36 protein-coding genes are annotated in these 26,402 nt (G+C 69.0%); all 36 read right to left on the bottom strand.

The window, feature by feature from the left end:
• Nucleotides 1–10: 10 nt before the first annotated feature.
• Nucleotides 11–418 carry a 30S ribosomal protein S11 gene (gene rpsK / locus ACWCHM_RS00180; RefSeq protein WP_030329919.1) on the bottom strand — a complete coding sequence of 136 codons (408 nt, stop codon included), beginning with the start codon at nucleotides 416–418 and terminating at the stop codon, nucleotides 11–13.
• 69 nt (nucleotides 419–487) lie between these two features.
• Nucleotides 488–868 carry a 30S ribosomal protein S13 gene (gene rpsM, locus ACWCHM_RS00175; RefSeq protein ID WP_088646990.1) on the bottom strand — a complete coding sequence of 127 codons (381 nt, stop codon included), beginning with the start codon at nucleotides 866–868 and terminating at the stop codon, nucleotides 488–490.
• Nucleotides 869–1,131: 263 nt separating this feature from the next.
• Entirely contained in the window at nucleotides 1,132–1,245 is a 114-nt protein-coding gene (gene rpmJ, locus ACWCHM_RS00170) for a 50S ribosomal protein L36 (RefSeq protein ID WP_012184307.1), read from the bottom strand.
• A 93-nt stretch (nucleotides 1,246–1,338) separates the two neighbouring features.
• A complete protein-coding gene (infA, locus tag ACWCHM_RS00165) occupies nucleotides 1,339–1,560 on the bottom strand; it encodes a translation initiation factor IF-1 (protein WP_007073013.1) in 222 nt (73 codons plus the stop codon).
• A 251-nt stretch (nucleotides 1,561–1,811) separates the two neighbouring features.
• On the bottom strand, nucleotides 1,812–2,414 hold the full coding sequence (locus ACWCHM_RS00160) for a DUF1707 SHOCT-like domain-containing protein (RefSeq protein WP_281902747.1): 603 nt from the start codon (nucleotides 2,412–2,414) through the stop codon (nucleotides 1,812–1,814).
• Nucleotides 2,415–2,923: 509 nt separating this feature from the next.
• A complete protein-coding gene (gene map / locus ACWCHM_RS00155) occupies nucleotides 2,924–3,775 on the bottom strand; it encodes a type I methionyl aminopeptidase (RefSeq protein ID WP_204957698.1) in 852 nt (283 codons plus the stop codon).
• 95 nt (nucleotides 3,776–3,870) lie between these two features.
• Entirely contained in the window at nucleotides 3,871–4,524 is a 654-nt protein-coding gene (locus ACWCHM_RS00150) for an adenylate kinase (RefSeq protein ID WP_204957697.1), read from the bottom strand.
• Nucleotides 4,525–5,853, bottom strand: coding sequence for a preprotein translocase subunit SecY (secY, locus tag ACWCHM_RS00145; protein WP_145921749.1), 1,329 nt, complete (start codon nucleotides 5,851–5,853; stop codon nucleotides 4,525–4,527).
• A 234-nt stretch (nucleotides 5,854–6,087) separates the two neighbouring features.
• The gene (rplO, locus tag ACWCHM_RS00140) at nucleotides 6,088–6,531 is read right to left on the bottom strand and encodes a 50S ribosomal protein L15 (RefSeq protein WP_088646994.1); all 444 of its coding nucleotides are present in this window, start codon (nucleotides 6,529–6,531) and stop codon (nucleotides 6,088–6,090) included.
• Nucleotides 6,531–6,713 (bottom strand): 50S ribosomal protein L30, encoded by a 183-nt coding sequence (gene rpmD, locus ACWCHM_RS00135; RefSeq protein WP_088646995.1) that lies wholly within the window; start codon nucleotides 6,711–6,713, stop codon nucleotides 6,531–6,533. The genes rplO and rpmD overlap by 1 nt, the downstream gene beginning before the upstream one ends.
• Nucleotides 6,713–7,327, bottom strand: coding sequence for a 30S ribosomal protein S5 (gene rpsE / locus ACWCHM_RS00130; protein WP_088646996.1), 615 nt, complete (start codon nucleotides 7,325–7,327; stop codon nucleotides 6,713–6,715). Before rpsE ends, rpmD begins: the two co-directional genes overlap by 1 nt.
• Nucleotides 7,328–7,360: 33 nt before the next feature.
• Nucleotides 7,361–7,750 carry a 50S ribosomal protein L18 gene (gene rplR / locus ACWCHM_RS00125; RefSeq protein ID WP_110563093.1) on the bottom strand — a complete coding sequence of 130 codons (390 nt, stop codon included), beginning with the start codon at nucleotides 7,748–7,750 and terminating at the stop codon, nucleotides 7,361–7,363.
• Complete coding sequence (gene rplF, locus ACWCHM_RS00120) at nucleotides 7,747–8,289, bottom strand: 50S ribosomal protein L6 (protein WP_204957696.1); 543 nt, start codon at nucleotides 8,287–8,289, stop codon at nucleotides 7,747–7,749. The genes rplR and rplF overlap by 4 nt, the downstream gene beginning before the upstream one ends.
• Before the next feature lie 16 nt (nucleotides 8,290–8,305).
• Nucleotides 8,306–8,713, bottom strand: coding sequence for a 30S ribosomal protein S8 (gene rpsH / locus ACWCHM_RS00115; RefSeq protein WP_067301438.1), 408 nt, complete (start codon nucleotides 8,711–8,713; stop codon nucleotides 8,306–8,308).
• Nucleotides 8,714–8,809: 96 nt separating this feature from the next.
• Complete coding sequence (locus ACWCHM_RS00110) at nucleotides 8,810–8,995, bottom strand: type Z 30S ribosomal protein S14 (protein ID WP_007073023.1); 186 nt, start codon at nucleotides 8,993–8,995, stop codon at nucleotides 8,810–8,812.
• Between the two features lies 1 nt (nucleotide 8,996).
• The gene (gene rplE, locus ACWCHM_RS00105; RefSeq protein ID WP_204957695.1) at nucleotides 8,997–9,566 is read right to left on the bottom strand and encodes a 50S ribosomal protein L5; all 570 of its coding nucleotides are present in this window, start codon (nucleotides 9,564–9,566) and stop codon (nucleotides 8,997–8,999) included.
• The gene (gene rplX, locus ACWCHM_RS00100; protein ID WP_194821781.1) at nucleotides 9,566–9,886 is read right to left on the bottom strand and encodes a 50S ribosomal protein L24; all 321 of its coding nucleotides are present in this window, start codon (nucleotides 9,884–9,886) and stop codon (nucleotides 9,566–9,568) included. Before rplX ends, rplE begins: the two co-directional genes overlap by 1 nt.
• A complete protein-coding gene (gene rplN, locus ACWCHM_RS00095; RefSeq protein ID WP_007073026.1) occupies nucleotides 9,883–10,251 on the bottom strand; it encodes a 50S ribosomal protein L14 in 369 nt (122 codons plus the stop codon). Before rplN ends, rplX begins: the two co-directional genes overlap by 4 nt.
• Before the next feature lie 100 nt (nucleotides 10,252–10,351).
• A complete protein-coding gene (rpsQ, locus tag ACWCHM_RS00090) occupies nucleotides 10,352–10,633 on the bottom strand; it encodes a 30S ribosomal protein S17 (RefSeq protein WP_088646999.1) in 282 nt (93 codons plus the stop codon).
• On the bottom strand, nucleotides 10,630–10,866 hold the full coding sequence (gene rpmC, locus ACWCHM_RS00085; RefSeq protein ID WP_013288628.1) for a 50S ribosomal protein L29: 237 nt from the start codon (nucleotides 10,864–10,866) through the stop codon (nucleotides 10,630–10,632). The genes rpsQ and rpmC overlap by 4 nt, the downstream gene beginning before the upstream one ends.
• Nucleotides 10,866–11,291, bottom strand: coding sequence for a 50S ribosomal protein L16 (rplP, locus tag ACWCHM_RS00080; protein ID WP_088647000.1), 426 nt, complete (start codon nucleotides 11,289–11,291; stop codon nucleotides 10,866–10,868). Before rplP ends, rpmC begins: the two co-directional genes overlap by 1 nt.
• A gap of 3 nt (nucleotides 11,292–11,294) precedes the next feature.
• Complete coding sequence (rpsC, locus tag ACWCHM_RS00075) at nucleotides 11,295–12,167, bottom strand: 30S ribosomal protein S3 (RefSeq protein WP_088647001.1); 873 nt, start codon at nucleotides 12,165–12,167, stop codon at nucleotides 11,295–11,297.
• A complete protein-coding gene (gene rplV, locus ACWCHM_RS00070) occupies nucleotides 12,167–12,625 on the bottom strand; it encodes a 50S ribosomal protein L22 (RefSeq protein ID WP_088647002.1) in 459 nt (152 codons plus the stop codon). The genes rpsC and rplV overlap by 1 nt, the downstream gene beginning before the upstream one ends.
• A 40-nt stretch (nucleotides 12,626–12,665) precedes the next feature.
• Nucleotides 12,666–12,947, bottom strand: a complete 282-nt coding sequence (gene rpsS, locus ACWCHM_RS00065) for a 30S ribosomal protein S19 (RefSeq protein WP_007073032.1) — start codon at nucleotides 12,945–12,947, stop codon at nucleotides 12,666–12,668.
• 12 nt (nucleotides 12,948–12,959) lie between these two features.
• On the bottom strand, nucleotides 12,960–13,799 hold the full coding sequence (gene rplB / locus ACWCHM_RS00060) for a 50S ribosomal protein L2 (protein ID WP_204957694.1): 840 nt from the start codon (nucleotides 13,797–13,799) through the stop codon (nucleotides 12,960–12,962).
• A 12-nt stretch (nucleotides 13,800–13,811) separates the two neighbouring features.
• Complete coding sequence (gene rplW / locus ACWCHM_RS00055; protein ID WP_067301418.1) at nucleotides 13,812–14,114, bottom strand: 50S ribosomal protein L23; 303 nt, start codon at nucleotides 14,112–14,114, stop codon at nucleotides 13,812–13,814.
• Entirely contained in the window at nucleotides 14,111–14,791 is a 681-nt protein-coding gene (rplD, locus tag ACWCHM_RS00050; RefSeq protein WP_204957693.1) for a 50S ribosomal protein L4, read from the bottom strand. The genes rplW and rplD overlap by 4 nt, the downstream gene beginning before the upstream one ends.
• A complete protein-coding gene (gene rplC, locus ACWCHM_RS00045; protein WP_454221215.1) occupies nucleotides 14,788–15,453 on the bottom strand; it encodes a 50S ribosomal protein L3 in 666 nt (221 codons plus the stop codon). The genes rplD and rplC overlap by 4 nt, the downstream gene beginning before the upstream one ends.
• An 11-nt stretch (nucleotides 15,454–15,464) precedes the next feature.
• On the bottom strand, nucleotides 15,465–15,773 hold the full coding sequence (gene rpsJ, locus ACWCHM_RS00040) for a 30S ribosomal protein S10 (protein ID WP_007073037.1): 309 nt from the start codon (nucleotides 15,771–15,773) through the stop codon (nucleotides 15,465–15,467).
• Between the two features lie 354 nt (nucleotides 15,774–16,127).
• Nucleotides 16,128–17,321 (bottom strand): elongation factor Tu, encoded by a 1,194-nt coding sequence (gene tuf / locus ACWCHM_RS00035; RefSeq protein ID WP_204924855.1) that lies wholly within the window; start codon nucleotides 17,319–17,321, stop codon nucleotides 16,128–16,130.
• Nucleotides 17,322–17,541: 220 nt separating this feature from the next.
• Nucleotides 17,542–19,638, bottom strand: coding sequence for an elongation factor G (gene fusA / locus ACWCHM_RS00030; protein ID WP_204924854.1), 2,097 nt, complete (start codon nucleotides 19,636–19,638; stop codon nucleotides 17,542–17,544).
• A gap of 75 nt (nucleotides 19,639–19,713) precedes the next feature.
• On the bottom strand, nucleotides 19,714–20,184 hold the full coding sequence (rpsG, locus tag ACWCHM_RS00025) for a 30S ribosomal protein S7 (RefSeq protein WP_088647009.1): 471 nt from the start codon (nucleotides 20,182–20,184) through the stop codon (nucleotides 19,714–19,716).
• A 1-nt stretch (nucleotide 20,185) separates the two neighbouring features.
• Nucleotides 20,186–20,560 carry a 30S ribosomal protein S12 gene (gene rpsL / locus ACWCHM_RS00020; RefSeq protein ID WP_007465318.1) on the bottom strand — a complete coding sequence of 125 codons (375 nt, stop codon included), beginning with the start codon at nucleotides 20,558–20,560 and terminating at the stop codon, nucleotides 20,186–20,188.
• 475 nt (nucleotides 20,561–21,035) lie between these two features.
• Nucleotides 21,036–21,407 carry a DUF4190 domain-containing protein gene (locus ACWCHM_RS00015; RefSeq protein ID WP_145923052.1) on the bottom strand — a complete coding sequence of 124 codons (372 nt, stop codon included), beginning with the start codon at nucleotides 21,405–21,407 and terminating at the stop codon, nucleotides 21,036–21,038.
• Between the two features lie 623 nt (nucleotides 21,408–22,030).
• Nucleotides 22,031–22,399, bottom strand: a complete 369-nt coding sequence (locus ACWCHM_RS00010) for a hypothetical protein (RefSeq protein ID WP_421490054.1) — start codon at nucleotides 22,397–22,399, stop codon at nucleotides 22,031–22,033.
• A 112-nt stretch (nucleotides 22,400–22,511) separates the two neighbouring features.
• Nucleotides 22,512–26,402, bottom strand: a complete 3,891-nt coding sequence (locus tag ACWCHM_RS00005) for a DNA-directed RNA polymerase subunit beta' (protein ID WP_088644796.1) — start codon at nucleotides 26,400–26,402, stop codon at nucleotides 22,512–22,514.

Genomic DNA, 26,402 nt, shown 5'->3' with positions numbered 1-26,402 from the left:
CTCTAACCTCTCAGACCCGGCGACGCTTCGGCGGACGGCACCCGTTGTGCGGCTGCGGGGTGACGTCGGCGATCTGGCCGACCTCCAGCCCGACGGCCTGCAACGAACGGATGGCGGTCTCCCGGCCGGAGCCGGGACCCTTGACGAACACGTCGACCTTGCGCATGCCGTGCTCCATCGCCCGGCGCGCGGCGGCCTCGGCGGCCAGCTGCGCGGCGAACGGGGTCGACTTGCGGGAGCCCTTGAAGCCCACCTGGCCGGCGGAGGCCCAGGAGATGACCGCACCGGTCGGGTCCGTGATGGACACGATGGTGTTGTTGAACGTGCTCTTGATGTGCGCCTGCCCGTGGGCGACGTTCTTGCGTTCCTTGCGCCGGACCTTCTTGACTGCGGCTCCGGCACGAGCCTTCGGTGGCATAAGTCTTCTGCGCTCCTGTATGGGTTCTCGATCGGCTGCTGGCTCTTGGCCTGGGCGCCGGCGTGGGAATTACTTCTTGCCGGGCTTCTTCTTGCCGGCCACGGTCCGCTTCGGGCCCTTGCGGGTCCGCGCGTTGGTGCGGGTCCGCTGACCGCGCACGGGCAGGCCCCGGCGGTGCCGGATACCGGCGTAGCAGCCGATCTCGACCTTGCGGCGGATGTCGGCGGCGACCTCGCGGCGCAGGTCGCCTTCAACCTTGTAGTTCGCCTCGATGTGGTCGCGGAGCTGAACGAGCTCCTCGTCCGTGAGGTCCCGAGCGCGCTTGTCCGGCGAGATGCCGGTAGCGGCGAGCGTCTCCTGGGCGCGGGTGCGACCGACCCCGAAGATGTAGGTGAGCGCGATCTCCATCCGCTTCTCGCGGGGGAGATCCACGCCGACTAGACGTGCCATGTGCGGGCGTACTCCTCGTGATGTGTGGCGGAGGTGTGGACCCGTCCCACCCCGCTACCGACCTGTTCCGGTTCCGGCGCGTCGTGCGCCGGCGACCGGACGGCCGCTGCCCGAGCGGGCCCCGGCCTCCGACCGGGGGTTGGCCACGAGAAGGTACGCGTGCGTACGTTCCGCGGCTGGGACGAGCTGGTGACGTGTTGTCGTCGGATCTGCGCGACCCGGACCGGTCCACCGCCCTCCGTCATGCGGAGAGCGGGCTCGGATCAGCCCTGGCGCTGCTTGTGGCGCGGGTCGGTGCAGATCACCATGACCCGGCCGTGCCGGCGGATAACCCGGCACTTGTTGCAGATCCTCTTGACGCTCGGCTTGACCTTCACGGTTGCCTTACTTCCCATCCGGCCCGGCGACGCGGTGACCACGACTCCGGACGTCGAAGACGGACACGGGGACTTCCCGGCCGCCGTCAGGCTTTACTTGTAGCGGTAGACGATGCGCCCGCGGGTCAGGTCGTACGGCGAGAGTTCGACGACGACCCGGTCCTCCGGCAGGATGCGGATGTAGTGCTGCCGCATCTTGCCGCTGATGTGAGCCAGCACCTTGTGGCCGTTCGCGAGTTCCACCCGGAACATGGCGTTCGGCAGAGGCTCGATGACCCGACCCTCGATCTCGATGGCTCCGTCTTTTTTCGGCATGTACTCCGCTGTCCTGACGTCGGTTGTTCCGGACGACCCACAACGTCTTACACGGGCCATCCGACGGTCATCGGGGACCCGCGCCAGCCGCGGCTCCGGGCTCCCACCGAAGCGCGTGGCGGGCATGCCGGAGTGGACGCTGTGCGCCGATCTGAAAGTGTACGCCCGCCCACTGGCGGTCGCCAAACCGGCCACCCGTGGTGTCACCCACCCGGACGAAACCGGGCACCACCCCGCGCAACACCCGGCCGTCAGCGGTCGGGCCGGCGCCTGCGTCGCCGGGTCGCGCGGGCCGCCCGCCGGCGGTCCCGCGCGGGAGCGGCACCGGCGAAGCCACCGGTGGTGCGGAAGAGCAGCAGGACACCCCACGGGCCGAGCGCCCAGACCGGCCAGTAGAACAGCAGTTCCCGGCTGCCGACCGAGGAGATCGCCCAGATCGCGGTGAGCAGGGCCGCCACCCGCAGCCAGGGCCCCCACACCGCCACCGGCCACCGGCCGGCGGCGGCACCCGTCGGCGCCGACTTCCCGACCGCGGTTTCCCCGGTCACCGGCGGCCCCGGCGGCACCTCCCCGCCGGGCACCGACGCCCCGGGTCCGGACACCGGCGGGGGCTGCGGGCCGCGCGGGGTCAGCGCGGAGCGCTGCGCGGACGCCGGCCTCGGCAGGTCAACCAGTACGGTATCCAGCTCCGCGTACGTTTTCGCCCCGTACGTCTGTTGCAGCCGCTCGTCGTACTCGTGCAGGTCCAGCCGGCCCTCTTCCAGGGCGACCCGGAGTCGTTCCGCCGTCGCCTCCCGGTCGGCGTCCGCCGCCCGCATCCGGTCCCGCCCCTGCTCGCCGGCTCGCCCCTCCATGTCGGCAAGCATGACACCACGGGGCCACCGCCGCCGAACCTGCAACCGCCCCCGGTGTCCCGGCGGGCTGCCGCGCCGGCTGCCCGACCACCCGACCACCCGTCCCGCGGCGGGCGGCGGGCGGCGGGCGGCGGGCGGCGGGCGGCGGGCGGCGGGCGAGGATCATGCCGACCCCGGCTCCCATCCGACGAGCCACCCCGCTCTCACCGGTGGCATCCCTCCCCCACCACATCTGTCCTCGGGTCCTTTCGACCTGATGACGTCAGCGATTCACGTACGTCTCCCGGGCAACGGTCGGATTCACGTCCTTCCCCGGGACGACGCTCGAATCGTCAACGTCATCAGGTCGAAAGGACCCGTACTCGTCTAGCCTGGCACCGGCTCCGCCGGGAAAGGGGCCGCGATGACCCGCACCACCGGCCCAGGCACACCCCCACGCCCCGTCCGGACACGCTCCCGACCCGTAGGCGACGGGAACCGCGTGGGGAGGGGAAGCTGCGGCGACGGGGTCAGGTGGCCGGGGAGTCGGCCGGCTGCCGGGCGGTCACCAGGTCGCCGAGCCGCGCCCGCCCGCCGTCGAACGCGGTCAGTACCCAGACCCCGTCCTCCAGCAGTGCCATCGAGTGCTCGACGTGCACCGCCATCGACCGGTCCCGGGTGACCACGGTCCACCCGTCGGACAACTCCACGGTACGCGGGGAACCCATGGTGATCATCGGCTCGATCGCCAGCGCCATGCCCGGCACCAGGCGTGGTCCCTTGCCGGGCCGCCCGTGGTTGAGCACGTGCGGGTCCTGGTGCATCTCGGTGCCGATGCCGTGGCCGCCGTAACCGTCGACGATGCCGTACCGGCCGCCCCTACGGACGGCGGTCTCGACGGCGTGCGAGATGTCGGTGAGCCGGCCACGGCCGTTCGCGGCACCCCGCGCGGCGGCGGCGATCCCGGCCCACATGGCGTCCTCGGCGACCGAGGCCATCTTCAGCAGCGCCGGGTCGACCTCGCCGACCCCGACGGTGACCGCCGCGTCGCCGTGCCAGCCGTCCAGCACCGCACCGCAGTCGATGGAGATCAGGTCGCCGTCCCGGAGCACCTGGTCGGCGGCGGGGATCGCGTGCACCACCTGCTCGTTGACCGACGAGCAGATCGAGGCGGGGAAGCCGTGGTAGCCCTTGAAGGACGGGATCGCGCCCGCCTCACGGATGGTCGCCTCGGCGATGGCGTCGAGGTCGGCCGTACTCACCCCGGGGGCGACCGCAGCGCTCATCCGGCGCAGGGCCTCGGCGACCACCAGGCCGGCGGCCCGCATCTTCTGGATCTGGTCAGGGGTCTTCAGCTGGATGTCCAGCTGGGCACGGCGCATGGAGCGGTCACCTTTCGTTGCCTTGCACAGCGAAACAGCGGGGCACGTCGCGTACCCCGCTGTTCGCACTCTATCCGCCGGGCCCCGGCGGGAGGTCAGCCGCCGTACGAGCGCAGCGCGTCGATCGCGCGGACGGTGACGTCCTCCACGGGGCCGGTGGCGTCGATCCCGACCAGCTTGTTCTGGGCGCCGTAGTAGTCGACGAGCGGCGCGGTCTTCTCGGCGTATTCCCGCAGCCGGGCGGCGATGGTCTCCGGCTTGTCGTCGTCGCGTTGGAACAGCTCGGCGCCGCACCTGTCGCAGATGCCGTCCTTGGTGGTCGCGTCGAACTCGACGTGCCAGATCTTGCCGCAGCCCCGGCAGGTACGCCGGCCGGAGAGCCGCCGGATCACCTCGTCGTCGTCGACGACCAGCTCCAGCACCAGATCCAACGCGGTGCCCAGGTCGGCGAGGAGCTTGTCCAACGCGGCGGCCTGCGGCGTGGTGCGCGGGAAGCCGTCGAGCAGGAAGCCCTCGGAGGCGTCCGGCTCGGCAAGCCGGTCCCGGACCATGTTGATGGTCACCTCGTCCGGGACCAGCTTGCCCGCGTCCATGTACCGCTTCGCCTCGACTCCCAGGGGCGTCCCCTGGGAGACGTTGGCCCGGAAGATGTCACCGGTCGAGATCTTCGGCACCGAGAGGTGTGCGGCGATGAACTCCGCCTGTGTGCCCTTGCCCGCGCCCGGCGGGCCAACCAGAACGAGTCGCATCTACCGCAGGAACCCTTCGTAGTTCCGCTGCATGAGTTGGCTCTCGATCTGCTTCACGGTCTCCAGACCGACGCCGACCATGATGAGCACAGCGGTGCCGCCGAACGGGAAGTTCTGGAACTGCTGGCTGTTCAGCCAGATGAAGAAGAAGTTCGGCAGGACCGCCACGATACCCAGGTAGAGCGCGCCCGGCAGGGTGATCCGGCTGAGGATGAAGTCGAGGTAGTCGGCGGTCGGCTTGCCGGGGCGGATGCCCGGCACGAAGCCGCCGTACTTCTTCATGTTGTCCGCGACCTCGGTCGGGTTGAACGTGATCGACACGTAGAAGTACGTGAAGAAGATGATCAGCAGGAAGTAGATCACGATGTGCAGCGGGGCGTCGGCCTGCACGATGTTGTTCTGGATCCAGGCCTGGGTCTTGCCCGGGTCGTTCTGGTCGAAGAACTGGAGCGCCAGCTGCGGCAGGTAGAGCAGCGACGAGGCGAAGATGACCGGGATGACACCGGCCTGGTTCACCTTCAGCGGGATGTAGGTGGAGGTGCCGCCGTACATCCGCCGGCCGATCATCCGCTTGGCGTACTGCACCGGGATCCGGCGCTGCGCCTGCTCGATGAAGCAGACCGCGGTGATGACCACCAGGACCAGGGCGAGCACCAGGGCGAACTTGCCCCAGCCCTCGTTGGTCTTGATCTTCCAGCCCTCGCTGGGGAGCCGGGCCGCGATCGAGGTGAAGATCAGGACGGACATGCCGTTGCCGACGCCCCGGTCGGTGATCAGCTCGCCGAGCCACATCACCATGCCGGTGCCGGCGGTCATCGTCATGACCAGGATGCCGAGGGTCAGCCAGTCCGGGATGCCGGTGCCCTCGGGCACGATCGGGAACTGGTCGCAGCGGTTCTGGAACAGCTGGCCGGAACGGGCCAGCGCCACGAACGCCGACGACTGGAGGATGCCCAGGCCGAGGGTCAGGTAGCGGGTGTACTGGGTGATCTTCGCCTGGCCGGCCTGGCCCTCCTTGCGGAGCTGCTCCAGCCGGGGGATGACCACCGTCAGCAGCTGCAGGATGATCGACGCGGTGATGTAGGGCATGATGCCCAGCGCGAAGACCGAGAGCTGCAACAGCGCGCCGCCGGAGAACAGGTCGAGCAGGTTGAGCACGCCCGTGTTCTGGCCCTGCAGACTGTCGAGACACTTCTGCACGTTGCCGTACGAGACGCCGGGGCTGGGCAGAGTGGCGCCGAGCCGGTAGACCGCGATGATGCCTACTGTGAACAGCAGCTTCTTGCGCAGGTCAGGCGTACGGAACGCACTGAGAAAGGCGGACAGCAACTTCTTCCTCCTGCGCGCGGGCCGCCCGGTGGTGGTCCCTGGCGGGTGGGGTGGGTGCCGGGCGAGTGCCCGATATCCATGGCTGGGAAGGGACTCTAACAGCCCGATCCCGCTCCGGGCAGGTGTGCCCGGCTACATAAACCGAATCCGATGTTACCCGGCGAACACGCTCCGGGTAGACCAGGGCGCCCGCCCAGTCACGAAGAACTGAGCGGGCGCCATGGTCTGCCTGTCTTACAGCTCGGTGACCGAGCCGCCGGCAGCGGTGATCTTCTCCTTGGCCGACGCGCTGAATGCCTGCGCCGACACCTGGAGGGTCACGCCACCGAGGTCGCCGGTGCCGAGGATCTTGACCGGGTGGCCCTTGCGGACCGCGCCGGCCTCGACCAGCTCCAGCGGGCCGACCTGGCCGCCGTTGGGGAACAGTTCGGCCAGCCGGTCCAGGTTGACCACCTGGAAGACGACCTTGAACTTGTTCTTGAAGCCCTTCATCTTCGGCAGGCGCATGTGGATGGGCATCTGCCCACCCTCGAACGCCGCCGAGATGTTCTTGCGGGCCTTGGAGCCCTTGGTGCCGCGACCGGCGGTCTTGCCCTTGGAGCCCTCACCGCGACCCACGCGGGTCTTCGCGGTCTTGGCGCCCGGGGCCGGACGGAGATGGTGAACCTTGATCGTCATTACTCGACCTCCTCGACCTTCACGAGGTGGCTGACCGTGAAGATCATGCCCCGAATCTCGGGACGGTCCTCCTTGACCACCACGTCATTGATCCGCTTCAGGCCGAGCGAACGCAGCGAGTGCCGCTGGTTCTGCTTCCGCCCGATCTCGGACCGGATCTGGGTGACCTTCAGGCGTGCCATCAGGACGCCACCCCCGCCCGCGACGCCAGCATGGCGGCCGGCGCGACGTCCTCGACCGGCAGGCCACGACGGGCCGCGACGGCCTCCGGGGATTCGAGCCCCTTCAGCGCCGCCACCGTGGCGTGCACGATGTTGATCGGGTTGGACGAGCCGAGGCTCTTGGAGAGCACGTCGTGGATGCCCGCGCACTCCAGCACGGCACGCACCGGGCCACCGGCGATGACGCCCGTACCGGCGGACGCCGGCTTGAGCAGCACCACACCGGCCGCGGCCTCACCCTGGATCGGGTGCGGGATCGACTGGCCGATCCGCGGCACCTTGAAGAAGTGCTTCTTGGCCTCCTCGACGCCCTTGGCGATCGCCGCGGGCACCTCCTTGGCCTTTCCGTAGCCCACGCCGACCGTGCCGTCGCCGTCGCCCACGATCACCAGGGCGGTGAAGCTGAAGCGACGACCACCCTTCACGACCTTGGCGACGCGGTTGATCGCGACGACCCGCTCGAGGTGCGGGGTCTTCTCGACGGGCGCGTTTCCGCGGCCGCCCTCACGGCGGTTGTCGCGGCGACCACCCTCGTTGCCACCGGACCCGCCGCCACGGCGCTGTTGACCTGGCATCAGCAGCCTTCCTTATCTCTCGTGACGGGGTTTCTAGAACTCGAGCCCGGCTTCGCGGGCGGCATCGGCAAGCGCGGCGACCCGCCCCGCGTACCGGTTGCCACCGCGGTCGAAGACGACCTTGGAGACGCCGGCGGCCTTGGCCCGCTCGGCGAGCAGGGCGCCCACCTTGCCGGCGAGGGCGCTCTTGTCGCCCTCCGTGCCGCGCAGCGAGGCGTCCAGGGTCGACGCCGACGCCAGGGTGTGACCCTTGGTGTCGTCGACGATCTGGGCGACCATGTGGCGCAGCGAACGGGTGACGACCAGGCGCGGACGCTCGGCCGTGCCGCTGACGTTCTTGCGGACGCGGAAGTGCCGACGCGCACGGCCGACGGCGCGCTTGGCGGCGACGCCGCGGCGGCGCTTGAGCAGCGTGGCGCTCACTTCTTACCTGCCTTTCCGGCCTTGCGGCGGATGACCTCGCCCTGGTACTTGACACCCTTGCCCTTGTAGGGCTCCGGCGGGCGGATCTTCCGGATGTTGGCGGCGACCTCACCGACCTGCTGCTTGTCGATGCCGGCCACGTGGAACAGCGTCGGCCGCTCCACCGTGAAGGTGATGCCGTCCGGTGCCTGCACCACGACCGGGTGCGAGAACCCGAGCGCGAACTCCAGGTCCTTGCCCTTGGCGGTGACCCGGTAACCCGTGCCGGCGATCTCCAGGCTCTTGCGGTAGCCCTCGGTCACCCCGACGATCATGTTGGCGACCAGGGTACGGCTCAGGCCGTGCAGCTCCTTGGCCTTGCGCTCGTCGTTCGGCCGGTTGACGTGCAGCTGGCCGTCCTCGCCCCGCTCCGCGGAGATCGGCTCGGCGAGCGTGTGCGCCAGCTCGCCCTTGGGGCCCTTGACCTTGACGGTCTGGCCCTCGATCGTGATGTCGACGCCGGAAGGCACCGGGATCGACTTACGTCCAATACGCGACATTTCTACCTGTCTCCCGTTACCAGACGAAGGCGAGGACTTCCCCGCCAACGCTCCGCTTGCGGGCCTGCCGGTCGGTGAGCAGCCCCTGGGACGTCGAAATGATCGCCACGCCCAGCCCGCCGAGCACCCGCGGGAGCCCGTCCGACTTGGCGTACACCCGGAGGCCGGGCTTGGACACGCGCTTGATGCCGGCCAGGCTCCGCTCCCGGTTCTGGCCGTACTTCAGCTCGACGACCAGTCGCTTGCCGACGGCGCCCTCCTCGGGCTCCTCGACCAACCAGGTGGCGATGTAACCCTCGGCCTTGAGGACCTCGGCGATGTTCGCCTTGATCTTCGAGTAGGGCATCGTCACCCGGTCGTGGTACGCCTGGTTGGCGTTCCGCAGACGCGTGAGCATGTCTGCGATCGGGTCGGTCATCGTCATGAAATTCGTCAACCTTTCTCGCCGGGGTTCCCCGGGCACGGCCCGGGGCCTACGGCGAAGAGACAGTTCAGCTGACGCGCGGAGCGCGCCGGGCTATTACCAGGAAGCCTTGGACACGCCGGGCAGCTCACCGCGGTGGGCCATCTCCCGGATGCACACCCGGCAGAGGCCGAACTTGCGGTAGACCGCCTTCGGACGCCCGCACCGCTGGCAGCGGGTGTACGCGCGAACCGAGAACTTCGGCTTCGCGGCGGCCTTGAGGATCAGCGCCTTCTTGGCCATCTCAGTTCTCCTTGAACGGGAAGCCCAGGAGCTTGAGCAGCGCCCGGCCCTCGTCGTCGGTCGTGGCGGTCGTGACCACCGTGATGTCCATGCCCCGCTGGCGATCGATCCGGTCCTGGTCGATCTCGTGGAACACCGACTGCTCGGTCAGGCCGAACGTGTAGTTGCCGTGCCCGTCGAGCTTGCGTCCGTCCAGGCCGCGGAAGTCACGGATACGCGGCAGCGCGATCGACAGCAACCGGTCGAGGAACTCCCACATCCGGTCGCCGCGCAGGGTCACCTTCGCGCCGATCGGCATGCCCTCACGCAGCTTGAACTGCGCGATCGACTTGGTGGCCCGACGCACCTGCGGCTTCTGGCCGGTGATCGTGGCCAGGTCGCGGACGGCGCCGTCGATCAGCTTGGCGTCGCGGGCAGCCTCGCCCACGCCCATGTTGACGACGATCTTGACCAGCCGCGGCACCTGCATGGGGTTGCCGAAGTTGTGCTGCTCCTGCAGCTTGGCCACGATCTCGTTGCGGTACCGCTCCTTGAGGCGCGGCAGGGTCTTGGTTTCGGTAGCCGTGGTCATCACAGGTCCTTACCGGTGCTACGCGCGATGCGGACCTTCTGGCCGTTGTCGTCGAACCGGTAACCGACCCGGGTCGGGTTCCCGTCGGAGTCCAGGACCTGCACGTTCGAGACGTGGATCGGGGCCTCCTGGGTGACGATGCCACCGGTCTTGGCGCCGCGCTGGGTGGTGCTGACACGGGTGTGCTTCTTGACCCGGTTCACGCCTTCGACGAGGACCTTGTCCTGCCGCGGGTAGGCCGCGATGACCTTGCCCTTGGCGCCCTTGTCCTTGCCGGCGATGACGATGACCGTGTCGCCCTTCTTGACCTTCACGGTCACAACACCTCCGGCGCGAGGGAAATGATCTTCATGAACCGCTTGTCCCGCAGCTCGCGGCCCACCGGGCCGAAGATACGGGTGCCGCGCGGGTCCCCGCCGTCCTTGATGATGACGGCGGCGTTCTCGTCGAAACGGATGTACGAGCCATCCGGCCGCCGCTTCTCCTTGGCGGTGCGGACGACGACGGCCTTGACCACGTCGCCCTTCTTGACACCGGCACCCGGGATCGCGTCCTTGACGGTGGCCACGATGACGTCGCCGATGCTCGCGTAGCGCCGACCGGAGCCACCGAGAACCCGGATGCACAGGATCTCCCGGGCACCCGTGTTGTCGGCGACGCGCAGTCGCGACTCCTGCTGAATCACGTCTATCTCCTATGTCTGCCGGTTCTCCGGCCGCCCTCGCGGACGGCCGGAGCCTGGCGGAACCTGCGCCCGACCGAAACCGGCCGAGCTCGAGCCTTCGCTACTTGGCCTTCTCGAGGATCTCCACGATCCGCCAACGCTTGGTGGCGGACAGCGGCCGGGTCTCCATGATCAGGACCCGGTCACCGATGCCGGCAGCGTTCTGCTCGTCGTGGACCTTCAGCTTGCTGGTACGGCGCATGATCTTGCCGTACAGCGCGTGCTTGACCCGGTCCTCGACCTCGACCACGACGGTCTTGTCCATCTTGTCGCTGACCACCAGGCCCTCACGGACCTTACGGCGGGCCCGCACGGTGGTGGCGGTGTTCTCGGTCTCACTCATGATGCAGTCACCTCAGTCGGCGCGGCCGAGAGACCCAGCTCGCGCTCACGCATGATCGTGTAGATCCGGGCGATCTCCCGACGGATGACCTGCAGCCGCCGGTTGTTGTCCAGCTGACCGGTCGCGGCCTGCACGCGGAGGTTGAACAGCTCCGCCTTGGCCTCGCGCAGCTTCGTGACCAGCTCCTCCTCGGAGAGTTCACGCAGCTCGGAGGGCTTGACGCCCGCTGCCATCAGGATTCACCCACTTCGCGCGTAACAATGCGGCACTTCATCGGGAGCTTGTGGATCGCGCGACGCATCGCCTCTCGCGCGATCTGCTCGTTGGGGAAGGACATCTCGAAGAGAACCCGCCCCGGCTTGACGTTCGCGACCCACCACTCGGGCGAGCCCTTGCCGGAACCCATCCGGGTCTCGGCCGGCTTCTTGGTGAGGGCCTGGTCCGGGAAGACCGTGATCCACACCTTGCCGCCACGCTTGATGTGCCGGGTCATGGCGATACGTGCCGACTCGATCTGCCGGTTGGTCACGTACGCCGGCTCGAGAGCCTGGATTCCGAACTCGCCGAACACCACCCGGTTACCGCCCTTGGACGCGCCGTGGCGGTCCGGGTGGTGCGGCTTGCGGAAGCCCTTCGGGGGCTTGCGCGGCATCAGCATCTGTCAGCCCTCCTGCTGCGTTTCTGCCGGCTGGGTGGCGGCTGCGGCGACAGCGGAGCTGTCGACCGGCTCGCCACTCGGCGTCTCGGCCTGCTGCGCGATGGTGGTCGCGGCAGCCCGGCCGGCCTCGGTACCGCCGGCGGTCGTACCCGACGAACCCGACCGGCCACGACGCGGCCGCTCGGGCCGGTCGCCACGCTCACCACGACGCGGGCGGGACGGACCGGCCTCGGCCGGAGCCTCCCGGCCCGGCACGGCGTCGCCCTTGTAGATCCAGACCTTCACGCCGATCCGGCCGAAGGTGGTACGGGCCTCGAAGAAGCCGTACTCGATGTTGGCCCGCAGCGTGTGCAGCGGAACCCGACCCTCGCGGTAGAACTCCGTCCGGCTCATCTCGGCGCCGCCGAGACGGCCCGAGACCTGCACCCGGATGCCCTTGCAGACGGGGTTCTTCATCGCCGACTGCATCGACTTGCGCATGGCCCGACGGAAGCTGACCCGGCTGGAGAGCTGCTCGGCGACACCCTGGGCGACCAGCTGCGCGTCCGACTCGGGGTTCTTGACCTCGATGATGTTCAGCTGCACCTGCTTGCCGGTGAGCTTCTCCAGCTCGCCGCGGATCCGGTCGGCCTCCGCACCCTTACGGCCGATGACGATGCCCGGCCGGGCGGTGTGGATGTCGACCCGGACCCGGTCCCGGGTCCGCTCGATGTCGACCTTGGAGATGCCGGCCCGCTCAAGACCCTTGGACATCATCCGGCGGATCTTGACGTCCTCGCCGATGTAGTCCTTGTAGAGCTTGTCGGCGAACCAGCGGGACTTCCAGTCGGTCGAGATGCCGAGCCGGAACCCAGTGGGGTGAACCTTCTGACCCATTACTCGGCACCCTCCGTCTTGCTCTCGGTCGCCGCGGGCTCGGCCTGCTGCGCCGGCGCCGCCTTCTTCGCCGCGGACTTCTTCGGCGCGGCCGGCGCGACCGCCTCGACCGCCACGGTGATGTGGCAGGTGCGCTTGCGGATCCGGTACGCCCGGCCCTGCGCCCGCGGCCGGAACCGCTTCATCGTCGGGCCCTCGTCGACGAACGCCTCGCTGACGAGCAGCGCGTCGGGGTCCAGCCGCTCGTTGTTCTCCGCGTTGGCGATCGCGCTCGCGAGCACCTTGTACACCTGCTCGCTCGCCGCCTGCGGCGCGAACTGCAGCACCGTGAGCGCCTCCTTCGCGGGCAGGCCGCGGACGAGGTTGACCACCCGGCGCGCCTTCATCGGCGAGATGCGCACGTGTCGCGCAACCGCCCGCGCGCCCGGAAGCACCGGAGCGTCGCCCTTTCCTGGCATCGCTGTAACCCCTTGTTCCTCTATCCGTATGCCCGCGGCGTCAGCGCCGGCGGCTCTTCCGGTCGTCCTTCTCGTGACCCTTGAACGTGCGGGTCAGCGCGAACTCGCCGAGCTTGTGCCCGACCATGGCCTCGGTCACGAACACCGGGACGTGCTTACGTCCGTCGTGCACGGCGATCGTGTGCCCGAGCATCTCGGGGATGATCGTCGAACGGCGCGACCAGGTCTTGATGACGTTCTTCGAGCCCTTGTCGTTCTGCGTCTCCACCTTCTTGAGCAGGTGGTCGTCGACGAACGGGCCCTTCTTCAGGCTGCGAGGCATGCTCTATCTCCCTCAGCCGCGCTTACGCGTGGCGTAGCGGCGGCGGACGATCAGCCGGTCGCTCGGCTGGCCCTTACGACGGGTGCGGCCCTCGGGCTTACCCTGCGGGTTCACCGGGTGGCGACCACCGGAGGTCTTACCCTCACCACCACCGTGCGGGTGGTCGACCGGGTTCATCGCGACACCACGGACGGTCGGGCGCTTGCCCTTCCACCGCATCCGGCCGGCCTTGCCCCAGTTGATGTTCGACTGGTCGGCGTTGCCGATCTCGCCGACGCTGGCACGGCAGCGCACGTCGACCCGCCGGATCTCGCCGGACGGCATACGCAGGGTCGCGTAGACGCCCTCCCGGCCGAGCAGCTGGATGCCGACGCCTGCCGAACGGGCCAGCTTGGCGCCGCCGCCCGGACGCAGCTCCACGTTGTGGATCGTGGTACCGACCGGGATGTTGCGCAGCGGCAGGTTGTTGCCCGGCTTGATGTCGGCACCCGGCCCGGACTCGACCCGGTCGCCCTGCTTCATGTCCTTCGGCGCGAGGATGTAGCGCTTCTCGCCGTCGGCGTAGTGCAGCAGCGCGATGCGCGCGGTGCGGTTCGGGTCGTACTCGATGTGCGCGACCTTCGCCGGCACGCCGTCCTTGTCGACCCGCTTGAAGTCGATCAGGCGGTACTGCCGCTTGTGGCCGCCGCCGTGGTGCCGGGCGGTGATCCGGCCGTGGGCGTTGCGTCCGCCCTTCTTCGGCAGCGGGGCCAGCAGGGACTTCTCCGGCGTGGACCGGGTGATCTCGGCGAAGTCGGCGACGCTGGAGCCGCGTCGGCCCGGCGTCGTCGGCTTGTACTTACGGATAGCCATTGTCTACACCCCTCAGCTGACCGGGCCGCCGAAGGCCTCGATACGGTCACCGTCAGCCAGCTTCACGATCGCCCGCTTGGTCGCCTTGCGCTGACCGAAGCCGGTCTTGGTGCGCTTGCGCTTGCCCTGGCGGTTGAGCGTGTTGACCGTCAGGACGCGGACGTTGAAGATCTGCTGGATAGCGATCTTGATCTCGGTCTTGTTCGCGTCCGGGTGCACCAGGAAGGTGTACCAGTTCCGGTTCAGCTCGCTGTAGCTCTTCTCCGAGACGACCGGCGCGACGATGACGTCCCGCGGGTCGGCGATCGTGCTCACTTGCCACCCTCCTCGGTGGTCTCGGCGGCGGACTCGGCCGCAGGGCCGGCCTCCGCGGGCACGCCCAGGAACTCGTCCAGGGCGTCCTTGCTGAAGACCACGTCGTCGGCCACCAGCACGTCGTACGTGTTGAGCTGGCCGGACTCGATCAGGTGCACCCGCGGCTCGTTGCGCAGCGACACCCAGTTCAGCTCGTCGGTGCTGCTCAGCACGACCAGCACCCGCCGGGCCCCGGTCAGCTTGGCCAGGGTGGCCAGGGCCGCCTTGGTCGACGGCTTCTCGCCCGAGACGAAGGTCTCGACGACGTGCACCTGGCCGGCGCGGGCCCGGTCGGAGAGGGCGCCACGCAGGGCGGCGGCCTTCATCTTCTTCGGGGTCCGCTGGCTGTAGTCGCGCGGCACCGGGCCGTGGACCACGCCACCGCCGGCGAACTGCGGCGCGCGGATCGAGCCCTGCCGGGCACGACCGGTGCCCTTCTGCTTGTACGGCTTCTTGCCGCCGCCGGAGACCTCGCCACGGGACTTGGCCTTGTGGGTGCCCTGCCGGGCCGCCGCGAGCTGAGCCACCACGACCTGGTGCATCAGCGCGATGTTGGCCTGGACGTCGAAGATGTCGGCCGGCAGCTCGACGGAGCCGCTCTTGGCGCCTTCGACGTTGAGGACGTCAACGGTGGTCACTTGGCCACACCGCCCTTCTTCGCCTTCGTCTTGGCCGCGGTGCGGACCAGGACCAGCGCGCCCTTGGGGCCGGGAATGGCACCACGGACGAGCAGGAGGTTGTTCTCGGTGTCGACCGCCTGGACGGTCAGGTTCTGGACGGTGTAGCGCATGCCACCCATCCGGCCCGCCATCCGGGTGCCCTTGAAGACGCGACCCGGGGTCGCGCAGGCGCCGATGGAGCCCGGCGAGCGGTGCTTGCGCTCGACACCGTGGCTGGCCCGCAGACCGTGGAAGCCGTGCCGCTTCATCGGGCCGGCGTAGCCCTTGCCCTTGGTCTTGCCGGTGACGTCGATGACCACGCCGACCGGGAACTCCTCGACCGTGACCTCCTGGCCGAGCGAGTAGTCCGCGGCATCGGTGGTGCGCAGCTCGACGATGTGCCGGCGCGGCGCCACGTCCGCCTTGGCGTAGTGCCCGGCGAGCGGCTTCTTGGCCTTGCGCGGGTCGATCGTGCCGTAGGCGAGCTGGACCGCGGAGTAACCGTCCTTCTCGGCGCTACGAACCTGGCTGACGACGCAGGGGCCGGCCTGAACCACGGTCACGGGGACAACCTTGTTGTTGTCCCAGACCTGGGTCATGCCGAGCTTTGCGCCCAGGATCCCCTTGACTTGCCTGTCCATTTGTCCGGTCCCTACAGCTTGATCTCGATGTCGACGCCAGCCGGCAGGTCGAGGCGCATGAGCGAGTCGACCGTCTTCGGGGTCGGGTCGATGATGTCGATCAGCCGCTTGTGCGTACGCATCTCGAAGTGCTCGCGCGAGTCCTTGTACTTGTGCGGCGAGCGGATGACGCAGAAACGGTTGATCTCCGTGGGCAGCGGCACCGGGCCCGCGACCTGCGCCCCGGTGCGCGTCACCGTCTCGACGATCTTCCGCGCCGAGGAGTCGACGACCTCGTGGTCATAGGCCTTGAGCCGGATGCGGATCTTCTGTCCCGCCATGGTGGCTTCTGTTCCTTCTCTCGATGCCGCTGTGTTGCGGGCACCTGTACCGGCTGGCACAGGCCCACTTCGCCGACCCCCGCGGTCGGGCGTGTCGCGCCCTCGGACCAGGCTCCGCCCCGGGACTCCGGAGCGACTCTCTGACCACGCGGTGGGTCAAGGCGCCGATCGCATCACAGCGATCTGGACGCCGTGCGAGGGTGGTTGACCGCCAGGGGCGATCAACCACCCTACGCGCGACTGTTGGTCTTCCCGGAGGTCCAGCTTTCGCCGGACACGGGCGACTAACCGTCGTTACGCAACCTGACTAGTATGCCGCACGACCGGCGGCGACGCTAATCGGGGTTACCTGGGTCACTTGATGATCTTGGTGACGCGACCCGCGCCGACCGTACGACCACCCTCGCGGATCGCGAACTTGAGGTTGTCCTCCATCGCGATGGGCTGGATGAGCTTGACGGCCATCGTGGTGTTGTCGCCCGGCATGACCATCTCGGTGCCCTCGGGGAGGGTGACGACACCGGTGACGTCGGTGGTGCGGAAGTAGAACTGCGGGCGGTAGTTCTGGAAGAACGGGGTGTGCCGGCCGCCCTCCTCCTTGGAGAGGATGTAGACCGTCGCCTCGAACTCCGTGTGCGGGGTGCTGGTGCCCGGCTTGACGACCACCATGCCGCGCTCGACGTCCTCGCGCTTGATGCCACGCAGCAGCAGACCGACGTTCTCGCCCGCGCGGGCCTCGTCGAGCAGCTTGCGGAACATCTCGATGCCGGTGCAGACCGTCTTCTGCGACTTCTCGCGGATGCCGACGATCTCCACCTCCTCGTTCGGCTTGAGGATGCCGCGCTCGGCGCGACCGGTGACGACGGTGCCACGACCGGTGATCGTGAAGACGTCCTCGATCGGCATCAGGAACGGCTTCTCGGTCTCCCGCTCGGGCTGCGGGATCGCGGTGTCGACCGCGTTCATCAGCTCCAGCAGGCGGCCGGTCCACTCGGGGTCACCCTCGAGGGCCTTCAGCGCCGAGACCCGGACGACCGGCAGGTCGTCACCCGGGTACTCCTGCGCCGAGAGCAGCTCGCGGACCTCGAGCTCGACGAGCTCCAGGAGTTCCTCGTCGTCGACCATGTCGCTCTTGTTGAGCGCCACGACGATGTACGGCACACCGACCTGACGGGCCAGCAGCACGTGCTCGCGGGTCTGCGGCATCGGGCCGTCGGTCGCGGCGACCACCAGGATCGCGCCGTCCATCTGCGCGGCACCGGTGATCATGTTCTTGATGTAGTCGGCGTGCCCGGGGCAGTCGACGTGCGCGTAGTGCCGCGCCTCGGTCTGGTACTCGACGTGTGCGATCGAGATCGTGATACCGCGGGCCTTCTCCTCCGGCGCCTTGTCGATCTCGTCGAACGGCGTGTACGGGTTGAGGTCCGGGTACTGGTCGTGCAGGACCTTCGTGATGGCCGCCGTCAGCGTCGTCTTACCGTGGTCGATGTGACCAATGGTGCCGATGTTGACGTGCGGCTTAGTCCGCTCGAACTTCGCCTTCGCCACTGGTGTCCTCCTGTGGACTTCTTGGTTCTTCTCGCCCCGGCGCGCCGGACGGCGCTTAGGACTCTGTCGACAGCCTTTCCGGCCTGCGGCCGGAGAGCTTGGTGGGTTCTGCGGCGATGAAGCCTACAGGCCCGGATTCACACAACCCGACCGAGGTGGTCGCGGGCGGGACTCCCGTCCGCGACCGGCCCCGGCTCACCGGATCAGCAGCAGGTGAGCGTCACTCACCCGTCGCCTTGGCGATGATCTCCTTCGCCACGCTCTGCGGCACCTCGGCGTAGGAGTCGAACTGCATGCTGTAGCTTGCCCGGCCCTGGGTCTTCGACCGCAGGTCGCCGACGTAGCCGAACATCTCCGACAACGGCACCAGGGCCCTCACGATGCGGGCGCCGCTGCGCTCCTCCATCGCCTGGATGATGCCACGGCGGGAGTTGAGGTCGCCGATGACGTCACCCATGTTCTCCTCGGGAGTGGTGACCTCAACGGCCATCATCGGTTCGAGGAGCGCGGGGTCGGCCTTGCGGGCCGCCTCCTTCATCACCATCGAGCCGGCGATCTTGAATGCCATTTCGGACGAGTCGACCTCGTGGTACTGGCCATCCAGCAGGGTCAGCTTGACACCGACCAGCGGGAAGCCCGCCAGGATGCCGTACTGCATGGCGTCCTGCGCACCGGCGTCCACCGACGGGATGAACTCCCGGGGGATGCGGCCACCGGTGACGGCGTTGGCGAACTCGTAGGTCGGCGACTCGTTGTCCAGCGGCAGCGGCTCGATGCTCACGATGACGCGGGCGTACTGGCCGGAGCCACCGGTCTGCTTCTTGTGGGTGTACTCGATCTTGTCCACCTTGCGGCGGATCGTCTCGCGGTACGCCACCTGCGGCTTGCCGATGTTCGCCTCGACGTTGAACTCGCGGCGCATCCGGTCGACCAGGATGTCCAGGTGCAGCTCGCCCATGCCGGCGATGACCGTCTGACCGGTCTCCTCGTCCAGCTTGACGCGGAAGGTCGGGTCCTCCTCGGCCAGCCGCTGGATGGCGGTGCTGAGCTTCTCCTGGTCGGCCTTGGTCTTCGGCTCGATCGCCACCTCGATGACCGGCTCGGGGAAGGTCATCGACTCCAGGATGACCGGGTTCGCCGGGTCGCAGAGGGTGTCACCGGTGGTGGTCTGCTTGAGACCCTGCACCGCGATGATGTCGCCAGCCTGGGCCGAGCCGCGCTCTTCCCGCTTGTTGGCGTGCATCTGGTAGATCTTGCCGATCCGCTCCTTGCGGTCCTTGGTGGAGTTCACCACCTGGTTACCGGTCTCGACCACGCCGGAGTAGACCCGGACGTAGGTGAGCTTGCCGAGGTGCTTGTCGGTCTGGATCTTGAAGGCCAGGCCGGAGAAGGGCTCCGCCTTCGACGGCTTACGCTGCAACGGCGTCTCGCCGTCGGTCGCGGTGCCCTCGATGGCCGGCACGTCCAGCGGCGACGGCAGGAAGTCGACCACGGCGTCGAGCATGGGCTGCACGCCCTTGTTCTTGAACGCCGAGCCGCACAGCACCGGGTTGGCCTTGCTGGCGATGGTGGCCCGCCGGATGGCGGCCTTGATCTCCTCGACGGAGATCTCCTCGCCCTCCAGGTACTTCTCCATCACCGCGTCGTCGACGTCGGCCAGGGTCTCCATCAGCTTCTCGCGCCACTCGGCCGCGGAGTCGGCCAGGTCGGCCGGGATCTCCTCGATGGCGTAGTCCTCACCCTTCTGGGTCTCCCCGCGCCAGGTGAGGGCGCGCATGCCGATCAGGTCGACGACACCGATGTGGTCGCCCTCGAGCCCGATCGGGATCTGGAGCACCAGCGGGGTGGCGTTGAGCCGGTCGATCATCATCTGGACGCAGCGGAAGAAGTCCGCGCCCGTACGGTCGAGCTTGTTGACGAAGCACATCCGCGGGACGTGGTACTTGTCGGCCTGCCGCCAGACGTTCTCCGTCTGCGGCTCCACGCCGGCCACGCCGTCGTAGACCGCGACCGCACCGTCCAGCACCCGCAACGACCGCTCGACCTCGACCGTGAAGTCGACGTGACCGGGCGTGTCGATGATCTGGATCGTGTGGCCCTTCCACTCACACTTGGTGGCAGCGGAGGTGATGGTGATACCACGCTCCTGCTCCTGCTCCATCCAGTCCATGACGGCAGCGCCCTCGTGGACCTCACCGATCTTGTAGGTGATACCGGTGTAGAACAGGATCCGCTCGGTGGTCGTGGTCTTACCGGCATCGATGTGCGCCATGATGCCGATGTTGCGTACGTTGGCGAGCGCGTCTGCGGCGGCCACTTCAATCCCTACTTATCGTCGTCTCGACTCGACCGGTGGCGGTTCCGGCGCCGGTCCGGCGCCGGAACCAGGCTGTTACCAGCGGTAGTGCGCGAAGGCCTTGTTGGACTCCGCCATCTTGTGGGTGTCCTCGCGCCGCTTGACGGCGGCGCCCAGACCGTTGCTCGCGTCGAGCAGCTCGTTCATCAGCCGCTCGACCATGGTCTTCTCGCGGCGGGCCTTGGAGTACGTGACCAGCCAGCGCAGACCGAGGGTGGTCGCCCGGGCCGGACGGACCTCGACCGGCACCTGGTAGGTGGCGCCACCGACCCGGCGGCTGCGCACCTCCAGGGTCGGCTTGACGTTGTCCATCGCGCGCTTGAGGGTGACGACCGGGTCGGTGCCGCTCTTCTCGCGGCAGCCCTCCAGGGCGGCGTACACGATGCGCTCGGCGAGCTGCCGCTTGCCGCGCATCAGGATCTTGTTGACCAGCTGGGTGACCAGCGGCGAGTTGTACACCGGGTCAGCGACCAGCGGCTTCCGCGGAGCGGGTCCCTTACGCGGCATGTCAGCTCTTCTCCTTCTTCGCGCCGTACCGGCTGCGCGCCTGCTTGCGGTTGCGGACACCCTGGGTGTCCAGCGAGCCGCGGACGATCTTGTAACGCACGCCGGGGAGGTCCTTCACCCGGCCGCCGCGAACGAGCACGATCGAGTGCTCCTGAAGGTTGTGACCCACGCCCGGGATGTAGGCGGTCACCTCGATCTGGCTGCTGAGCTTGACACGCGCGACCTTGCGGAGCGCCGAGTTCGGCTTCTTGGGGGTGGTGGTGTACACGCGGGTGCACACACCGCGCCGCTGAGGGGATCCCTTCAGCGCCGGGGTCTTGGTCTTGGTCGTCTTGGCCTGGCGGCCCTTTCGGACCAGCTGCTGAATGGTGGGCACCGGGTTTCTCCGCTCCCTTCGGCCGCGTCACGCGACCGCGCCGTCTGCTCGTTAGCCGACCTGGTGGCCGGCTCTCCTACATTCCGACCGGGTCCGCCTCGCGGCGGTCCCGGTACCCGCGGTCGGGTGTGTCGCCCGGTTCGCGGTCCCGGTGCCGTCGCTCGCGCGGGTGGCACCGGCTTCTGTCACCGGCGCGTGGTCGTCCGCCCGCCGGGTCCTGTGGACTGTGTCGTACGGCCGCTCGATCTCCGGATCAATCCGGATCCCGCGCACGCACGAGTCGCCCGGGCATGCCCGGGCGCAAGGGGAAAGAGTACCTACCACAGCCTCGCAGGTCAAAACGGGCTGGTCCGCCGGGTCTCAGAACTCCGTCGGTCGCGCCGTGCGCCCTGCCTGCTCGCCCGTGACGGGCCCCTAGGCTGTCCAGTGTACCGGCTGCCGCGCGTCGCAGCCCGTCACCCCCGGGCGACGGGGGTCACGCCAACTGCACCAGCAACGCCAGCCCCAGGCCCAGCAGGCTGAGCACCAGCCCCACCCCGCCGCAGCTGATCCCGGCCGTCGCCAGGCCCCGACCGGTGAACCGCACCGCCGGTGGTGGCGCGGCCCGGCGGATCTGCCGGCGGGCCAGCAGCCCGGCGACGATCGCCGCCGTACCGGCCAGCACCCCCGGCACGGTGAACGCGCCGGCCGCCCAGGCGCCACCGAGCTGCGCTCCCCCGACGCCGAAGCAGATCACCAGGAACGACACCAGGATCGACCCGATGCCGGCGATCAACGAGCCCACCGCCGGCCCGGAGGTGACCGCTGGCACGTCCAGGTGCACCACCCCGAAGGGGGTGCCGGGCACGGCGTCGACCCGCTTGGGTGCGCGCGGGGCCTCCGGCGGCGGTGGTGGCAGCGGCCCCGGCCCGTGCCCCGACGGCGTCGGCCAGCCCGTCCCGGCCGCCGGCTGTCCCGGGTACGACCCGGCCGCCACCATCGCTCCACCCGGGCCGGGGTACGGCGACGGCCCGGCCGACGGTCCCCCGGCCCCGGGGAACGGCCCGCCGACGGGCGGCCCACCACGGAACGGGGCAGCACTAGAGGGGGCAGCACTGAACGGGGCGGCACCGGCCGGCCCGCCACCCGATGGTGTGCCGCCGGCCCCGGACATCGGCGGTGGGGCGTACCCGAGGGGGGTGGCCTCCGGTGGGATGCCGGCGCCGTGCACCGGGCCGGGCTCGGACGGCGCGCCCCACGGGCCGGCGGCCCACGGGTCGGGCGGGCGGGTCGTCCCGGCGTCGGTGCCGGGCGCGGCCGGCTCCGGGGAGCCGACGGGCGGTCCGCCCGGGTCGCCTCCCGACGGCGACGCCGGTTCCGTCACGGGGTCCTCCTGTCGCGATCTGGGTCCACCGTCACGCGACGGACACCGGCCAGGCTACCGCCGCCGCGCACCGCGGGTGCCCCCTGCCGGATCATCACCCCGACGGGTCAGTCGACGTTCGGGGCGAAGTCCTGCCCGTACGGGGACCCGGCCAGCCGGACCACGCCGATCACCACCAGCGTCACCACCGCGACCGCGACCAGCACCAGGCCCACCCAGGCCAACCGCTCCCCCCGCCGCAGCCAGGCCGCACCGGTGAGGAACCCACCCGAGGCGTACGCCTCCCGGCGGGCCTGCCGGGCCAACTGGAGGGCGATCGTGGCGGGCACCACCCCGCCGACGAAGAGCCCGGTCAACGCCCCGATCAACCCGAGCGCGAAGACGGCCCGGGCCTTGGTGGCGCGGACCGGGTCGGGGTCGAGCGGATGACGTGGTGGCTGGTGCGCCAACGGCACCTGCCCCGCAGCGGTCGTCATGCCCACCATCATGCCCGCCCTCCGGCCGTACCTGACACTTCCCGCCGGCACCGGCCCCGTGACGAGGAAGGCCCCCGGCGCGACGCCGGGGGCCTTCCTCGTCAACTGGTGCTCAGCGGTACGACCCGAAGTCGAAGTCGTCAAGCGGAACCGCCTGGCCGCTGGCCGGCCCGAAGCCGTAGTCGGTCTCCGGGTAGCCGGTCATCGAGTAGACCTTGGCCTTCGCCTCCTCGGTCGGCTCGACCCGGACGTTGCGGTACTTGCTGATGCCGGTACCGGCCGGGATGAGCTTACCGATGATCACGTTCTCCTTGAGGCCGACCAGCGAGTCGCTGCGCGAGTTGATCGCCGCGTCGGTCAGCACCCGGGTGGTCTCCTGGAAGGAGGCCGCCGAGAGCCAGGAGTCGGTGGCCAGCGAGGCCTTGGTGATACCCATCAGCACCGGACGACCGGCGGCGGGCTCGCCACCCTCGCCGACGAGCCGGCGGTTCTCCGACTCGAACAGCGCCCGGTCGACCAGCACACCCGGCAGGAACTCGGTCGAGCCGGAGTCGATGACCGTCACCCGCTTGAGCATCTGGCGGATGATGATCTCGATGTGCTTGTCGTGGATGAGCACACCCTGCGAGCGGTAGACCTCCTGGACCTCCTGGGTCAGGTGGACCTGGACCGCGCGCGGGCCGAGGATGCGCAGCAGCTCGTGCGGGTCGATGGTGCCCTCGGTGAGCTTCTCGCCGACCTCGACGTGGTCCCCGTCGTGGGTCCGCAGCCGGACCCGCTTGGAGATCTTGTCGTAGACGATCTCGTCGCTGCCGTCGTCCGGCACCACGATGATCTTCCGGGACCGCTCGCCGTCCTCGATCCGGATCCGGCCCGGGGTGTCGGCGATGGGCGCCTTGCCCTTCGGGATACGGGCCTCGAAGATCTCCTGGACACGCGGCAGACCCTGGGTGATGTCCTCACCCGCGACACCACCGGTGTGGAAGGTACGCATCGTCAGCTGCGTGCCCGGCTCACCGATCGACTGGGCGGCGATGATGCCGACCGCCTCGCCGACGTCCACGGTCTTGCCGGTCGGCAGCGAGCGGCCGTAGCACGCACCGCAGACGCCCAGCTTCGACTCGCAGGTGAGCACGCTGCGCACCCGGACCGTCTCCACCCCGGCGGCGACGATCTTGTCGACCCCGATGGAGTTGATGTCCTGACCCCGGTGGGCCACCACGGTGCCGTCCGGCCCCTTGATGTCGTCGGCCAGGGTACGGGCGTGCACGCTGGTCTCGGCGTGCTCGTGGACGACCAGCCGGCCACCCTCCAGACGCTCGCCGATCTGCATCGGGATCGCCCGGTCGGTGCCGCAGTCCTCCTCGCGGATGATGACGTCCTGCGAGACGTCCACCAGACGACGGGTCAGGTAACCCGAGTCGGCGGTACGCAGCGCGGTGTCGGCCAGACCCTTTCGGGCACCGTGCGTGGAGATGAAGTACTCCAGCACGGACAGACCCTCCCGGTACGACGCCTTGATGGGTCGCGGGATGATCTCGCCCTTCGGGTTGGCCACCAGACCACGGATCGCCGCGATCTGCCGGAGCTGGAGCAGGTTACCGCGGGCGCCCGAGTTGATCATCTTCCACAGCGGGTTCTCCTGCGGCAGCGCGGTGTCCATCTCCTTGGCGACCTCGTTGGTCGCCTTGGTCCAGATCTCGATGAGTTCGCCGCGACGCTCCTCGGCGGTCATCAGACCACGCTGGTACTGCTTGTCGATCCGGTCGGCTTCCTTCTCGTACCGCTCCAGGATCTCCCGCTTGCGCGGCGGAGCGATGACGTCCTCCATGCCGATGGTGACGCCGGACCAGGTGGCCCAGTGGAAACCGGCCTCCTTGAGCCCGTCCAGGGTCGCGGCCAGCGCCACCTTGGGGAAACGCTCCGCGAGGTCGTTGACGATCGCGGAGAGCTGGCCCTTGCGGATCTCGTAGTTCACGAAGCGGTAGCCCTGCGGCAGCGTCTCGTTGAACAGGACCCGGCCGAGCGTGGTCTCCACGGTCAGCGGCTCACCCTCGACCCAGCCCTCCGGGGCCACCCAGGGCTCCGCGCCGTTGCCGTTGTCGACACCGATCACGTCCCGCAGCCGGATCTTGACCGGGGTCTGCAGGTGCAGCTCGCCCGCGTCGAAGGCCATCCGCGCCTCGGCGTCCGAGCTGAACGCCCGGCCCTCGCCGATCCCACCCGGGGTCAGGTGGGTGAGGTGGTAGAGACCGATGACCATGTCCTGGGTGGGCATGGTGACCGGCTTGCCGTCGGCCGGCTTGAGGATGTTGTTCGACGACAGCATCAGGATCCGCGCCTCGGCCTGGGCCTCGGCCGACAGCGGCACGTGCACCGCCATCTGGTCACCGTCGAAGTCGGCGTTGAACGCGGTGCAGACCAGCGGGTGGATCTGGATCGCCTTGCCCTCGACCAGCTGCGGCTCGAAGGCCTGGATGCCCAGGCGGTGCAGCGTCGGCGCGCGGTTGAGCAGCACCGGGTGCTCGCCGATGACCTCTTCCAGCACGTCCCACACGACCGGGCGCTGCCGCTCGACCATCCGCTTGGCGGACTTGATGTTCTGCGCGTGGTTGAGGTCGACCAGCCGCTTCATCACGAACGGCTTGAACAGCTCCAGCGCCATCTGCTTGGGCAGGCCGCACTGGTGCAGCTTCAGCTTGGGGCCGACCACGATGACCGAACGGCCGGAGTAGTCGACGCGCTTGCCGAGCAGGTTCTGCCGGAACCGGCCCTGCTTGCCCTTGAGCATGTCGGACAGCGACTTGAGCGGGCGGTTACCCGGGCCGGTGACCGGCCGGCCACGACGGCCGTTGTCGAACAGCGCGTCGACGGCCTCCTGGAGCATCCGCTTCTCGTTGTTGACGATGATCTCGGGCGCGCCGAGGTCGATCAGCCGCTTGAGCCGGTTGTTCCGGTTGATCACCCGGCGGTACAGGTCGTTCAGGTCGGAGGTCGCGAAGCGGCCACCGTCGAGCTGCACCATCGGGCGCAGGTCCGGCGGGATGACCGGGACGCAGTCCAGCACCATGCCCAGCGGCGAGTTGCGGGTGTTCAGGAACGCCGCGACGACCTTCAGCCGCTTGAGCGCACGGATCTTGCGCTGGCCCTTGCCGGAGCGGATGGTCTCGCGGAGGTTCTCAGCCTCGGCGTCGAGGTCCATGTTCTGGACCAGCGCCTTGATCGCCTCGGCGCCCATGCCGCCGGTGAAGTACTCGCCGAACCGGTCACGCAGCTCGCGGTAGAGCAGCTCGTCGGTGACCAGCTGCTTGGAGTCGAGCTTGCGGAACGTGTCGAGGACCTCGTCGAGGCGGTCGATCTCGCGCTGGGCCCGGTCGCGGATCTGGCGCATCTCGCGCTCTCCGCCCTCCTTGACCTTGCGCCGGACGTCCGCCTTGGCACCCTCGGCCTCCAGCTCGGCCAGGTCGGCCTCCAGCTTGGCGGCCCGCTTCTCGATCTCCGAGTCGCGGCTGTTCTCGGACTGCCGCTTCTCGGCCAGGATCTCGTTCTCGATCGTCGAGAGGTCACGGTGACGCGCCTCGGCGTCCACGCTCGTCACGACGTACGAGGCGAAGTAAATGATCTTTTCGAGGTCCTTGGGGGCGAGGTCCAGCAGGTAGCCCAGCCGGCTCGGCACGCCCTTGAAGTACCAGATGTGGGTCACCGGAGCGGCCAGCTCGATGTGCCCCATCCGCTCCCGACGGACCTTGGAGCGGGTCACCTCGACGCCGCAGCGCTCACAGATGATGCCCTTGAACCGGACCCGCTTGTACTTGCCGCAGTAGCACTCCCAGTCCCGCTGAGGACCGAAGATCTTCTCGCAGAAGAGCCCGTCCTTCTCCGGCTTGAGGGTGCGGTAGTTGATCGTCTCGGGCTTCTTGACCTCACCGTGCGACCACTGGCGGATGTCGTCCGCGGTCGCGAGGCCGATGCGCAGCTCGTCGAAGAAGTTGACGTCGAGCAC

Source organism: Micromonospora sp. SCSIO 07396, assembly GCF_053667945.1.
The sequence above is the reverse complement of the archived record's forward strand: the minus strand, read 5'-3'. Positions and strand labels throughout refer to the sequence as shown.